10 protein-coding genes are annotated in these 14,685 nt (G+C 52.0%); 8 read left to right on the forward strand and 2 right to left on the reverse strand.

What is annotated here, in order from left to right:
* Window positions 1–87: 87 nt before the first annotated feature.
* Window positions 88–783, forward strand: coding sequence for an L-ribulose-5-phosphate 4-epimerase (gene araD / locus OGY13_RS09555; protein ID WP_048214955.1), 696 nt, complete (start codon window positions 88–90; stop codon window positions 781–783).
* A 40-nt stretch (window positions 784–823) separates the two neighbouring features.
* Here the strand turns inward: araD and OGY13_RS09560 are convergent, their stop codons facing one another.
* Window positions 824–1,210, reverse strand: a complete 387-nt coding sequence (locus OGY13_RS09560; protein ID WP_174770710.1) for a DUF4751 family protein — start codon at window positions 1,208–1,210, stop codon at window positions 824–826.
* A 572-nt stretch (window positions 1,211–1,782) separates the two neighbouring features.
* Here OGY13_RS09560 and polB point away from each other — a divergent pair.
* From polB to rluA, 3 genes are all read left to right on the forward strand, one after another.
* Window positions 1,783–4,134: a DNA polymerase II gene (polB, locus tag OGY13_RS09565; protein ID WP_213752505.1), complete on the forward strand. Its 2,352-nt coding sequence runs from the start codon at window positions 1,783–1,785 to the stop codon at window positions 4,132–4,134.
* A 177-nt stretch (window positions 4,135–4,311) separates the two neighbouring features.
* On the forward strand, window positions 4,312–7,218 hold the full coding sequence (gene rapA, locus OGY13_RS09570) for an RNA polymerase-associated protein RapA (protein WP_048236149.1): 2,907 nt from the start codon (window positions 4,312–4,314) through the stop codon (window positions 7,216–7,218).
* An 11-nt stretch (window positions 7,219–7,229) separates the two neighbouring features.
* Window positions 7,230–7,889, forward strand: a complete 660-nt coding sequence (gene rluA / locus OGY13_RS09575) for a bifunctional tRNA pseudouridine(32) synthase/23S rRNA pseudouridine(746) synthase RluA (protein WP_003018849.1) — start codon at window positions 7,230–7,232, stop codon at window positions 7,887–7,889.
* 95 nt (window positions 7,890–7,984) lie between these two features.
* Here rluA and djlA read toward each other — a convergent pair whose 3' ends face one another.
* Window positions 7,985–8,800, reverse strand: coding sequence for a co-chaperone DjlA (gene djlA, locus OGY13_RS09580; protein ID WP_008786173.1), 816 nt, complete (start codon window positions 8,798–8,800; stop codon window positions 7,985–7,987).
* Between the two features lie 378 nt (window positions 8,801–9,178).
* Here djlA and lptD point away from each other — a divergent pair, with 378 nt between their 5' ends.
* From lptD to rsmA, 4 genes are read left to right on the forward strand one after another with little or no spacing between them, the layout of a single operon-like run.
* The gene (lptD, locus tag OGY13_RS09585) at window positions 9,179–11,539 is read left to right on the forward strand and encodes an LPS assembly protein LptD (protein WP_137377563.1); all 2,361 of its coding nucleotides are present in this window, start codon (window positions 9,179–9,181) and stop codon (window positions 11,537–11,539) included.
* Window positions 11,540–11,592: 53 nt separating this feature from the next.
* Entirely contained in the window at window positions 11,593–12,879 is a 1,287-nt protein-coding gene (gene surA, locus OGY13_RS09590; RefSeq protein WP_032942346.1) for a peptidylprolyl isomerase SurA, read from the forward strand.
* Window positions 12,879–13,871: a 4-hydroxythreonine-4-phosphate dehydrogenase PdxA gene (gene pdxA / locus OGY13_RS09595; protein WP_008786171.1), complete on the forward strand. Its 993-nt coding sequence runs from the start codon at window positions 12,879–12,881 to the stop codon at window positions 13,869–13,871. Before surA ends, pdxA begins: the two co-directional genes overlap by 1 nt.
* A complete protein-coding gene (rsmA, locus tag OGY13_RS09600; protein WP_003829609.1) occupies window positions 13,864–14,685 on the forward strand; it encodes a 16S rRNA (adenine(1518)-N(6)/adenine(1519)-N(6))-dimethyltransferase RsmA in 822 nt (273 codons plus the stop codon). The genes pdxA and rsmA overlap by 8 nt, the downstream gene beginning before the upstream one ends.

The following is a 14,685-nucleotide window of genomic DNA, read 5'->3' on the forward strand; positions in this document are numbered from 1 at the left end:
GTAAACACCTTATCCGACCTACAAGAATGTGCGATTTGTAGGCCGGATAAGCGTAGCGCCATCCGGCAAGATTCATCGGAGAGCATCATGTTAGAAGATCTCAAACGTCAGGTACTGGAAGCCAATCTGGCGTTGCCTAAGCACAATCTGGTCACCCTGACCTGGGGGAATGTCAGCGCCGTCGATCGCGAGCGCGGCGTGTTTGTGATTAAACCTTCAGGAGTCGATTACAGCGTAATGACCGCCGACGATATGGTGGTAGTCAGTATCGCCACGGGTGAAGTTGTAGAAGGTACGAAGAAACCTTCCTCAGATACCCCAACACACCGTTTGCTGTATCAGGCATTCCCGACCATTGGCGGCATTGTTCACACCCATTCGCGCCATGCAACCATCTGGGCACAGGCGGGTCAGTCGATTCCGGCAACGGGGACCACCCATGCGGACTATTTCTACGGTTCGATTCCCTGCACACGCAAAATGACCGACGAAGAAATCAACGGCGAATATGAATGGGAAACCGGTAACGTAATCGTTGAAACCTTTGAAAAACAAGGTATTGACGCCGCACAGATGCCTGGCGTGCTGGTGCACTCTCACGGTCCATTTGCCTGGGGAAAAAATGCCGAAGATGCGGTGCATAACGCCATCGTGCTGGAAGAAGTCGCCTATATGGGGATCTTCTGTCGCCAGCTCGCGCCGCAGCTGCCGGATATGCAGCAAACCCTGCTAGATAAACACTACCTGCGCAAACACGGTGCAAAAGCGTATTACGGGCAGTAAAAAAAATAAGCGCGCAGATAATCTACGCGCTCCTTTATAGTTATTCGCTATAATATTCGGCGAATGAACCTTGGTAAACACAATCATTTGAACAGATATAATTAATTACATTATCATAGTGTCCATGAGACTTATTTCCTTCCAGACAATGGAAAAAGACATAATCTGTAATCGTCGCCTGCCACTTCTGCCCGTTCAGCAGATAATTAATCACTGTATCTTTGTGCCCCTTACTTTTGTCATTACCCTGCCAGTGAAAAAAAGCGCTACCATTTTCAATAATTTCAGCATTCCACAACTTACCGTCCCATGTTTTATATAAAATATATTTGCTCACAGTTTTAATCGCTGGATTAGAAATCATTGTGTTAACAAACATATAGTTCTGATATTTAATGCCAAGCTGATGTTTGGAAAGAAAGTTCATAAAAACTCCATTTTTTCAAAATTAATATTAAAAGGACAAAAAATGCACAAGCCATCGACAAAATAAAATTATATTCACAGAGAATTTCCCGACGAAATTGAATTGAAACTGCTTAGTTAGAACAATAACAACCCCATTTAAATATATTATATTTAAGATAATGACCCAAACATTTCGAATGAAAGTTTTACACTAACAGCTAATAAAAACAAATAAAAATATAATTTTTTCACTAATCCGAGAAATATGTAGCAAAATCAAATGAGCACTATTCCTAAAAAATAGAAAAAGTATGAAAACGAACTTGTAATTAACAATTAAAACATAAACAACGTAATTAATGGAAACTAATGTACAAATACCAGCTATAACATATCTATCTGTAGCCTATCAAAGCTATTTTATTCATATATTGCATATGAAGATAACATTGTCAGGTAGGAATAATTATTTTACTCAGGAAAGCGTATTTCGGGCAGTAACCTCTTCTGAGCATGACAACTGTATAAAATCACAGCTAATCTATCAGAACCAGGCTATAATAATGCCTGGTTTTTTGACGGATACGCAGCGTGGCGCAAGCAGGTTTTATTTTAACCCGGCACTGGCGGGACACCCCGCAGGGAACTGAGGTCTCATTCTGGCTGGCTACAGACGATGGGCCGCTGCAGGTCACGCTCGCGCCTCAGGAGTCGGTCGCGTTTATTCCCACCAGTCAGGTTCCTCGCGTAATGTCATTATTACCCACTGAAAACGGCTATCACCTGAAATCGCTGCAATTGCAAGACTTCCACCGCCATCCTGTTTCCGGCCTGTATTGCCGCTCACATCGCCAGCTCATGCGGTTGGAAAAACTGCTGCGCGAAAACGCAGTCACCGTCTATGAGGGCGACGTACGCCCATCTGAGCGGTATCTGATGGAGCGCTTTATCACCTCCCCTGTTTGGGTCGAAGGCGACAGACATAATGACATGCTGCTGAATGCCCGCCTGAAGCCGAACCCTGACTATCGACCACCGCTAAAATGGGTATCGCTGGATATTGAAACCACGCGCCACGGCGAACTCTATTGCATCGGTCTTGAAGGCTGTGGGCAGCGTATTGTCTACATGCTCGGCCCGCCAAACGGCGACGCCTCTACGCTTGATTTTGAACTTGAGTACGTAGCAAGCCGCCCGCAGTTGCTGGAAAAACTCAATGACTGGATTGCCCGTCACGATCCTGATGTGATAATCGGCTGGAACGTCGTGCAATTCGATTTACGCGTCCTGCAAAAGCACGCCGAACGTTACCGCATTCCCCTGCGTTTTGGTCGTGATAATAGCGAACTGGAGTGGCGCGAGCATGGCTTCAAAAACGGCGTGTTCTTCGCGCAGGCTAAGGGGCGCCTGATTATCGACGGTATTGAGGCGCTAAAATCAGCGTTCTGGAATTTCTCGTCATTCTCGCTGGAAACGGTGTCGCAAGAATTGCTGGGTGAAGGCAAGTCGATTGATAACCCGTGGGACCGAATGGACGAAATTGACCGTCGGTTTGCCCAGGATAAACCCGCGCTCGCCACCTACAATCTCAAAGACTGTGAGCTGGTCACGCGCATTTTTCATAAAACCGAGATCATGCCATTTCTGCTGGAGCGCTCGACGGTCAACGGTCTGCCGGTCGACCGTCACGGTGGTTCGGTTGCCGCCTTCGGCCACCTCTACCTTCCGCGCATGCACCGGGCGGGTTATGTGGCACCGAATCTCGGTGAAGTCCCCGCGCACGCCAGTCCCGGCGGCTATGTGATGGACTCGCGCCCAGGCTTATACGACTCCGTACTGGTGCTGGATTACAAAAGCCTGTATCCCTCAATAATTCGTACTTTTTTAATCGATCCGGTGGGGCTTATCGAAGGGATGGCGCAGCCGGATCCGGAACACAGCACCGAAGGTTTCCTTGACGCCTGGTTTTCACGCGAAAAGCACTGCCTGCCTGAAATCGTTACTCAGATCTGGCACGGGCGCGAAGAAGCAAAACGCCGCGGCAATAAGCCACTCTCGCAGGCGTTGAAAATCATCATGAACGCATTTTACGGCGTGCTGGGCACCACCGCCTGTCGCTTTTTCGACCCGAGACTGGCCTCGTCCATTACCATGCGCGGCCATGCGATCATGCGCCAGACCAAAGCGTTAATTGAGGCTCAGGGTTACGATGTCATTTATGGCGATACCGATTCCACCTTTGTCTGGCTGAAAAAGGCGCACTCAGAAGACGATGCAGCCCGAATTGGTCGGGAACTGGTGAGCTATGTCAACACCTGGTGGGCGCAATCGCTGAAGCAACAAAATCTGACCAGCGCGCTGGAGCTGGAATTTGAAACCCATTTTTGTCGCTTTCTGATGCCGACCATTCGCGGTGCAGATACCGGCAGTAAAAAACGCTATGCGGGGATGATTCAGGACGGTGCTGAGCAACGTATGGTGTTTAAGGGACTGGAAACGGTACGAACCGACTGGACGCCGCTGGCCCAACAGTTTCAGCAGGAGCTATACCTGCGAATTTTTCGTAACGAACCTTATCAGGAGTTTGTTCGTGAGACTATTGACCGTCTGATGGCCGGTGAAATGGATGAACAACTGGTGTACCGCAAGCGCCTGCGCCGCCCGTTAAGCGAATACCAGCGAAATGTTCCACCACACGTTCGTGCCGCGCGACTTGCCGATGAGCAGAATGTAAAACTGGGGCGTCCACCGCAGTATCAGAATCGCGGAACCATAAAATATGTCTGGACGGTCAATGGCCCAGAACCTGTTGATTATCAGCTATCTTCGCTCGATTACGAGCATTATCTGACCCGCCAGATCCAACCTGTTGCTGAGGGAATTCTTCCCTTTATTGACGATAATTTTGCTACACTACTCACAGGACAACTGGGGTTATTTTGACGCGTGACGAAACCGCCGCCATCCAGTACCATAGCGCCCTTTCCATTCCTGGACCCATTTAACACCACTACCACTGATTTATTAGCCTGGTAGCGGGGTCGTATGCTCTCAATAACGGGGATTAGCCCGGAAAATGACGAGTATTGCCTGCAATTAAAGATATAGAGCCGAACATATATGCCTTTTACACTTGGTCAACGCTGGATCAGCGATACAGAAAGCGAATTGGGACTTGGTACTGTTGTCGCCATGGATGCGCGAACCGTCACTTTACTTTTCTCATCGACGGGCGAAAACCGTCTGTATGCGCGCAGTGATTCCCCCGTGACCCGCGTGATGTTCAATCCTGGCGATACGATAACAAGCCATGAAGGCTGGCAACTGCATGTCGATGAAGTAAAAGAAGAAAACGGCCTGCTTGCCTATATCGGAACCCGCCTGGATACCGAAGAAACCGGTGTCATGCTGCGTGAAGTACTGCTCGACAGCAAACTGGTATTCAGCAAACCACAAGATCGCCTGTTTGCTGGCCAGATTGACCGCATGGATCGCTTTGCTCTGCGCTATCGCGCCCGTAAATTTCAGAGCGAACAATACCGTATGCCGTGGAGTGGGTTGCGTGGTCAACGTACCAGCCTGATTCCTCACCAGCTGAACATTGCCCATGATGTTGGCCGTCGTCATGCCCCTCGCGTTTTACTGGCAGATGAAGTGGGTTTAGGTAAAACCATTGAAGCCGGGATGATCCTGCATCAACAACTGCTGTCCGGCGCCGCAGAGCGCGTGCTGATCATCGTCCCGGAGACATTACAGCACCAGTGGCTGGTCGAAATGCTGCGCCGCTTCAACCTGCGTTTTGCACTGTTTGATGATGAGCGTTATGCAGAAGCGCAGCACGACGCCTACAACCCGTTTGAAACCGAACAACTGGTCATCTGCTCGCTGGACTTTGCCCGTCGTAATAAACAACGTCTGGAGCACCTGTGTGACGCCGAGTGGGATCTGCTGATTGTCGATGAAGCCCATCACCTTGTGTGGAGCGAAGACGCGCCCAGCCGCGAATATATGGCCATTGAACAACTGGCAGAACGTGTGCCGGGCATCCTGCTGCTAACCGCTACACCGGAGCAGCTGGGCATGGAAAGTCACTTTGCACGCCTGCGCCTGCTGGACCCGAGCCGTTTCCACGATTTCGCCCAGTTTGTTGAAGAGCAAAAAAATTATCGTCCGGTCGCCGACGCCGTCGCCATGCTGCTGGCAGGCAACAAGCTGAGTAACAATGAGCTGAACATGTTAGGCGACATGATTGGCGAGCAGGACATTGAGCCGCTATTGCAGGCGGCAAACAGCGACAGCGAAGACGCCCAGAGCGCGCGTCAGGAGCTGGTTTCGATGCTGATGGACCGCCATGGCACCAGCCGCGTGCTGTTCCGTAACACCCGTAACGGTGTGAAAGGCTTCCCGAAACGCGAGCTGCATACCATCAAGCTGCCGCTGCCGACCCAATACCAGACGGCGATTAAAGTCTCCGGCATTATGGGCGCGCGTAAAAGTGCAGAAGACCGGGCGCGCGACATGCTCTACCCGGAACAGATTTATCAGGAATTCGAAGGCGACACCGGCACCTGGTGGAACTTTGACCCGCGCGTGGAATGGCTGATGGGCTACCTGACCAGCCACCGCTCGCAAAAAGTATTAGTTATCTGTGCAAAAGCCACCACCGCGCTTCAGCTGGAGCAGGTTCTGCGCGAGCGCGAAGGTATCCGTGCTGCCGTATTCCATGAAGGGATGTCGATCATTGAACGTGACCGCGCCGCAGCATGGTTTAGCGAAGAAGATAGCGGCGCCCAGGTAATGCTGTGTTCTGAAATCGGCTCCGAAGGGCGTAACTTCCAGTTCGCCAGCAATCTGGTGATGTTTGACCTGCCGTTCAACCCGGATCTGCTGGAACAGCGTATTGGCCGTCTGGACCGTATTGGTCAGGCGCATGATATTCAGATTCACGTTCCGTACCTGGAAAAAACCGCGCAATCTGTGCTGGTGCGCTGGTACCACGAAGGTCTGGATGCATTCGAACACACCTGTCCGACCGGCCGTACTATCTATGACACGGTCTATAACAATCTGATCGGCTACCTGGCTGAACCAGAAAATACCGAGGGCTTTGACGATCTGATCAAAACCTGCCGCGAACAGCATGACGCGCTGAAAGCACAGCTAGAGCAAGGTCGCGATCGCCTGCTGGAGATCCACTCTAACGGCGGCGAAAAAGCACTGGCGCTGGCTGAGAGTATTGAAGAACAGGACGACGATACCAGCCTGATCGCCTTCGCCATGAACCTGTTTGATATCGTCGGTATTAATCAGGATGACCGTGGCGACAATTTAATCGTGCTGACGCCGTCCGATCATATGCTGGTGCCGGATTTCCCTGGGCTGCCGGAAGATGGCTGCACCATTACATTCGAGCGCGATGTCGCCCTGTCGCGTGAAGATGCCCAGTTTATTACCTGGGAGCATCCGCTGATCCGCAATGGTCTGGATCTGATCCTCTCCGGCGACACCGGAAGCAGCACTATTTCGTTGTTGAAAAACAAAGCATTACCTGTTGGTACACTGCTGGTTGAGCTGGTCTATGTTGTTGAAGCGCAAGCGCCGAAACAACTGCAGCTAAACCGCTTCCTGCCACCAACGCCGGTACGCATGCTGCTGGATAAAAACGGCAATAACCTTGCTGCACAGGTTGAGTTCGAAACCTTTAACCGTCAGCTCAGCGCCGTTAACCGCCACACCGGCAGCAAACTGGTCAACGCCGTGCAGCAGGATGTTCATGCCATTCTGCAACTCGGTGAAGCGCAGGTGGAAAAATCAGCCCGTGCGCTGATCGACGCAGCGCGTAAAGAAGCTGACGAGAAGCTGACGGCAGAACTTTCCCGTCTCGAAGCGCTGCGTGCCGTTAACCCGAACATCCGTGATGACGAACTTAGCGCAATTGAAAGCAACCGTCAGCAGGTGATGGAAAGCCTGGATCAGGCGGGCTGGCGTCTCGATGCCCTGCGCCTGATCGTCGTGACGCATCAGTAACGGAGCCATACATGGGGATGGAAAACTACAATCCGCCGCAGGAACCCTGGCTGGTCATCCTGTATCAGGATGAGCACATTATGGTGGTCAACAAGCCGAGCGGCTTGTTGTCTGTGCCAGGTCGTCTGGATGAGCACAAAGACAGCGTGATGACGCGTATTCAGCGCGATTATCCGCAGGCTGAATCCGTGCATCGTCTGGATATGGCAACCAGCGGCGTGATTGTAGTCGCGCTAACCAAAGCGGCAGAGCGCGAGCTAAAACGCCAGTTTCGCGAGCGCGAACCGAAAAAACAGTATGTCGCACGCGTCTGGGGGCATCCTGCTCCGGCCGAGGGTCTGGTTGATTTACCGCTGATTTGCGACTGGCCAAACAGGCCAAAGCAAAAAGTGTGTTATGAGACCGGGAAATCGGCGCAGACCGAGTATGAAGTTGTGGAGTTCGCGGCGGATAACACCGCCCGGGTAGTGCTCAAGCCCATTACCGGACGCTCCCACCAGCTGCGTGTGCATATGCTGGCTTTAGGGCATCCTATCCTGGGCGATCGCTTCTATGCTCCGCCGGAAGCTCTGGCGTTAGCGCCGCGCCTGTTGCTGCATGCAGAGATGTTAACCATCACGCATCCCGAATACGGCAACAGTATGACGTTTAAAGTCCCGGCGGATTTTTAAATTCTGAGCCAATTTATGCCGGGGGCGCTTCGCTTGCCCGGCCTACATTCATTAACGTAGGCCGGATAAGGCGCTAGCCGCATCCGGCAATTCAATCACTTGAATCCTTTTTGATCCTTAATCAGCTCGTAAGCTTTTTGGATTTCCTGCGCTTTTTGTTTCGCCATTTCCATCATCTCTGGCGGCAGACCTTTCGCGACCAGTTTGTCCGGATGGTGCTCGCTCATCAGCTTACGGTAAGCCCGCTTGATGGTGGTCGCATCGTCGGTCGTTTTCACACCCAGCACATTACAGGCGTCTTCCAGCGTCGGGCCGCGTTGCGCCTGCTGCCAGCCACCGCCACCAGACTGCTGCTGATATCCGCCGCCAAACTGTGCGCCGCCCTGCATCATGCGCAGGAACTGATCAAATTGGGTGCGTGAGATCCCCAACTCTTCAGCAATCACATAAAGCACTTCACGTTCGTTAGGATGCAACGACCCATCGGCAAATGCCGCCTGGATCTGAATCTCCAGAAACATGCGGATCAGATCGAATCGACCAAAACAGACGCTGCGAAACTGACGCATCTTTTCACGTAATGGGTAATTATCCGATTTTCCTACCCGGAAGGCATGTTGTGCAGCCGTTCGCGAGTCACCGTGCAAATTCATCCGATCCATCAACTGGCTGGCGATATGTATATCGGCTTCCGTGACGCGACCTTTGGATTTGGTCAGATGTCCCATCACCTCAAAAGTGGTGGCAAAAAACAGCGCCTGGCGTTCACGTTGGTTGGCAAACCACGCCATTTTGCGCATGCGGGCTTTGTCGAACATGTGGCCAACTAACAGCCCCAGAACCACACCCCAGAAGCCGCCGCCCATCATTAAGGCCACGGCTACACCAATTATCTTTCCCCAATACTGCATAGACTCCCCAAATCTTTCCGCTCTCAGCCAGGCTATGTCCCACAATATAAGGTGCTTTTACCGATTTACGGCTGCGGTCAATTGTGGGACATCGCCTATAATTTGCATTATCATACCTGTCATTCAATGCCGTGCCTAACACCACAAACGCTATACCCGTTGGATTTCAAGTTGCAGCAAGGCGGCAACGTAGTGAGTCCCCTGGAGCTTACCCATGTAAGTGACTGGGTGAACGAGGAAGACAACGAAGATGCAGCTTGAAAGGTGGCGGGTATAAAATGGGCAGGATTAATACTAGCGAAGTGAAGATGAGATAAGTTAGGCTGTGACCGTTTGTCACGCGCGACGCTACTGATGATGGAACAATAAATACAACGTATGAAAAAACGTATTCCCACTCTTCTGGCCACCATGATTGCCAGCGCCCTCTATAGCCATCAGGGCCTGGCAGCCGATCTCGCCTCACAGTGTATGCTGGGCGTGCCGAGCTATGACCGTCCTCTGGTACAGGGCGAGACTAATGAGTTACCCGTCACCATCAATGCCGACAACGCAAAAGGGAATTATCCCGATGACGCGGTGTTTACCGGCAACGTGGATATCGCACAGGGTAACAGCCGCCTGCAGGCCGACGAAGTACAGCTTCATCAGAAGCAGGCTGAAGGCCAGCCGGAGCCAGTACGTACCGTCGATGCGTTGGGCAATGTCCATTATGACGACAATCAGGTTATTCTGAAGGGACCGAAGGGCTGGTCCAATCTGAATACCAAAGATACCAACATCTGGGAAGGTGATTACCAGATGGTGGGCCGTCAGGGGCGCGGGAAAGCCGACCTGATGAAACAGCGTGGGGAAAACCGTTATACCATTCTGGAAAACGGTAGCTTTACCTCCTGTCTGCCAGGTTCAGATACCTGGAGCGTCGTCGGTAGCGAAGTTATCCACGACCGTGAAGAACAGGTCGCAGAGATCTGGAACGCCCGTTTTAAACTGGGTCCGGTTCCGGTCTTTTATAGTCCTTATTTACAGTTACCCGTCGGCGATAAGCGCCGTTCCGGTTTCCTGATCCCGAACGCAAAATATTCCACCAATAACTATTTTGAGTTCTACCTCCCGTATTACTGGAACATTGCGCCCAATATGGACGCCACCATCACGCCACATTATATGCACCGTCGTGGCGGGATCATGTGGGAGAACGAATTCCGCTACCTCACCCAGGCGGGTGCGGGCTTGATGGAGTTTGACTATCTGAATTCCGATAAAGTGTACGAGGACGAACATCCGAAGGATGACAATTCACGTCGCTGGCTGTTCTACTGGCAGCACGCCGGTGTACTGGACCAGGTGTGGCGTTTCAACGTCGACTACACCAAGGTCAGCGACACCAGCTACTTTAACGATTTCGATAATAAATACGGTTCCAGTACCGACGGCTACGCCACGCAGAAATTCAGCGTCGGCTACGCGGTACAAAACTTTGACGCTACGGTATCGACCAAGCAGTTCCAGGTTTTCGACGCACAAAACAGTAACAGCTACTCCGCGCAGCCGCAGTTAGACGTCAACTACTACCAAAACGACGTTGGTCCGTTTGATACCCGTATTTATGGCCAGGCGGTCCATTTCGTCAATACCAATGACAACATGCCGGAAGCAACGCGTGTTCACCTGGAACCAACGATCAATCTGCCGTTGTCGAATAACTGGGGCAGTATCAATACCGAAGCGAAGCTGCTGGCAACGCACTATCAGCAGACCAATCTGGATTGGTACAACAACAACCCGAGTAACGTTAACAAGCTCGACGAGTCAGCCAACCGCGTCATGCCGCAGTTTAAAGTTGACGGCAAAATGGTATTCGAGCGCGACATGCAAATGCTGGCACCGGGTTATACCCAGACGCTGGAGCCGCGCGCGCAGTACCTGTACGTCCCATATCGCGACCAAAGTCATATCTATAACTATGACTCATCCTTGCTGCAATCTGACTACAGCGGCCTCTTCCGTGACCGTACTTATGGCGGTCTGGACCGTATTGCTTCTGCCAACCAGGTGACGACCGGGGTCACATCTCGCGTTTATGATGACGCTGCCGTTGAACGTTTTAATATTTCTGTGGGTCAAATCTACTATTTCACCGAGTCTCGCACCGGCGATGACAACATTAAATGGGAGAATGACGACAAAACGGGTTCACTGGTATGGGCGGGCGACACCTACTGGCGTATCTCCGATCGCTGGGGTTTACGCAGTGGGATCCAGTACGACACGCGTCTGGATAGTATCGCCAACAGCAGCAGCAGTATCGAATACCGTCGCGATGAAAACCGGATGCTGCAGTTGAATTACCGTTACGCCAGCCCGGAATATATCCAGGCGACTCTACCGTCTTACTACTCTACGGCAGATCAGTATAAAAACGGGATTTCGCAGGTGGGCGCGGTGGCAAGCTTCCCAATTGCTGAGCGTTGGTCGATTGTTGGCGCTTACTACTTCGATACCAACGTGAACAAAGAAGCAGATTCAATGCTGGGCTTACAGTACAACTCCTGCTGTTACGCCATTCGCTTCGGCTACGAGCGTAAGCTGAACGGTTGGGATGACAAACAGCAACACGCGATTTATGACAACACGATCGGCTTTAATATCGAACTGCGCGGTCTGAGCTCCAACTACGGTCTCGGCACCAACCAAATGCTGCGTTCGAACATTTTGCCGTATCAAAGCTCTTTATGATCTGATTGATTTACAACGTAATCCGCATTGCGGTTAATTGAAATGGAAAAAGTATGAAGAACTGGAAAACGCTGCTTCTCGGTATCGCCATGATCGCGAATACCAGTTTCGCTGCCCCACAGGTAGTCGATAAAGTTGCAGCCGTCGTCAATAACGGCGTCGTTCTGGAAAGCGACGTCGATGGCTTAATGCAGTCAGTAAAACTGAATGCAGGTCAGGCAGGTCAGCAATTACCGGATGACGCTACGCTGCGTCATCAGATCCTGGAACGTTTGATCATGGATCAAATCCTCCTGCAAATGGGTCAGAAGATGGGGGTGAAAATCTCTGACGAGCAGTTGGATCAGGCTATTGCCAACATCGCCAAACAGAACAACATGACGCTGGATCAGATGCGCAGCCGCCTGGCACAGGATGGCTTAAGCTATTCAACCTATCGTAGCCAGATCCGCAAAGAGATGACCATCTCCGAAGTGCGTAACAACGAAGTTCGCCGTCGCATCACCATCCTGCCTCAGGAAGTAGATGCCCTGGCGCAACAGGTGGGCAACCAAAACGATGCCAGCACCGAGCTGAACCTGAGCCACATTCTGATCCCATTACCGGAAAACCCAACGTCTGACCAGGTTAACGCGGCTGAAAGCCAGGCGCGCTCTGTTGTTGATGAAGCGCGTAACGGTAGTGATTTCGGCAAACTGGCTATTACTTATTCCGCTGACCAGCAGGCGCTGAAAGGCGGTCAGATGGGTTGGGGACGTATTCAGGAGCTGCCGGGTATCTTTGCCCAGGCGTTAAGCACTGCGAAAAAAGGCGATATCATTGGCCCAATTCGTTCCGGTGTCGGCTTCCACATCCTGAAAGTCAACGATATGCGTGGCCAAAGCCAGAGCATCTCCGTGACTGAAGTTCATGCTCGCCACATTCTGCTTAAGCCGTCGCCGATCATGACCGATCAGCAGGCACGTCTGAAGCTGGAACAAATCGCGGCAGATATTAAGAGCGGTAAAACTACCTTCGCGGCAGCCGCTAAAGAGTTTTCTCAGGATCCAGGCTCTGCCAACCAGGGCGGCGATCTGGGCTGGGCTGCAGCGGATATTTTCGACCCTGCTTTCCGCGATGCACTGACCAAACTTAACAAAGGCCAGATGAGCGCCCCGGTGCACTCCTCTTTCGGTTGGCATCTGATCGAACTGCTGGATACGCGTAACGTTGATAAAACTGACGCAGCGCAGAAAGACAGAGCTTACCGTATGCTGATGAACCGTAAATTCTCGGAAGAAGCAGCAACCTGGATGCAGGAACAGCGCGCCAGCGCTTACGTTAAAGTTCTGAGCAACTAATGACTCGTGCTCAACGCGTTGTTATCACTCCCGGCGAACCCGCCGGGATTGGCCCGGACCTGGTGGTTCAGCTCGCCCAGCGCGATTGGCCTGTAGAACTTGTTGTCTGTGCGGATGCAGCACTCCTCAATGACCGGGCAGCGATGCTCGGTTTACCGCTTTCACTCCTCCCCTACTCTCCAGATACCCCAGCCAAACCGCAATCAGCAGGCACATTGACGCTGTTACCGATTGCGCTGCGGGCACCTGTTGTCGCGGGTCAGTTGGCGGTAGAAAACGGGCAATATGTGGTGGATACGCTGGCTCGCGCCTGCGATGGCTGTCTGCAAGGTGAGTTTGCGGCGCTGATCACCGGTCCGGTTCACAAGGGCGTTATCAATGACGCTGGCGTCCCGTTTACCGGACATACCGAGTTTTTTGAAGAGCGCTCACAGGCAAAGAAAGTTGTTATGATGCTGGCGACCGAAGAGCTGCGCGTTGCCCTGGCAACCACGCATTTGCCGCTCAGAGCCGTTGCCGACGCCATTACGCCCGCCCTGCTTCAGGAAGTGATCGGCATTTTGCATCATGATTTACGCACCAAATTCGGCATTGCCGATCCGCATATTCTGGTGTGCGGTCTAAACCCGCATGCTGGTGAAGGCGGACATATGGGAACGGAAGAGATAGACACCATCATTCCGGTACTCGATGAACTGCGTGCGCAGGGAATGAAATTAAACGGTCCGCTGCCCGCAGATACGCTGTTTCAGCCCAAATATCTCGACCACGCGGATGCCGTGCTGGCAATGTACCACGATCAGGGTCTCCCCGTGCTAAAATACCAGGGATTTGGTCGCGGTGTGAATATCACGCTGGGCCTGCCCTTTATTCGCACATCCGTCGATCACGGCACCGCACTTGAACTCGCGGGCCGTGGACAAGCAGATGTCGGCAGTTTTATTACGGCGCTTAATCTCGCCATCAAAATGATTGTTAATACCAATGAATAATCGAGTCCATCAGGGCCATTTAGCCCGTAAACGTTTCGGGCAGAACTTCCTCAACGATCAGTTTGTGATCGAAAGTATTGTCTCTGCTATCAACCCGCAGAAAGGTCAGGCTATGGTCGAAATCGGCCCGGGCCTGGCGGCATTGACCGAACCAGTAGGCGAACGTCTGGACAAGCTCACGGTCATTGAACTCGACCGCGATCTGGCAGCACGCCTACAGACACACCCGTTTTTAGGGCCTAAGCTGACGATTTATCAGCAAGATGCCATGACCATGAACTTCGGCGAACTGGCACAAACGATGGGACAGCCGCTGCGCGTATTCGGCAACCTGCCGTACAACATCTCCACGCCGCTCATGTTCCATCTTTTTTCCTATACTGATGCCATTGCCGACATGCATTTCATGTTGCAAAAAGAGGTGGTGAATCGTCTGGTTGCAGGGCCAAACAGTAAAGCGTATGGTCGATTAAGCGTCATGGCGCAGTATTACTGCAATGTGATCCCGGTACTTGAAGTACCGCCTTCCGCATTTACGCCAGCGCCTAAAGTTGATTCAGCCGTTGTGCGTCTGGTCCCTCATACGACGATGCCGTACCCGGTTAAAGATGTTCGTGTGCTGAGCCGTATTACCACCGAAGCGTTTAATCAGCGCCGTAAAACGGTACGTAACAGTCTCGGCAACCTGTTTAGCGTTGAAGTACTGACAGAGCTGGGCATTGATCCGGCGATGCGAGCGGAAAATATCTCTGTCGCGCAATACTGCCGGATGGCTAACTATCTGTCAGAAAACGCGCCATCGAAGGAGAGTTAA

Origin of the sequence: Citrobacter sp. Cpo045 (assembly GCF_030332875.1) — a bacterium.
Taxonomy (GTDB): Bacteria; Pseudomonadota; Gammaproteobacteria; order Enterobacterales; family Enterobacteriaceae; genus Citrobacter; species Citrobacter portucalensis.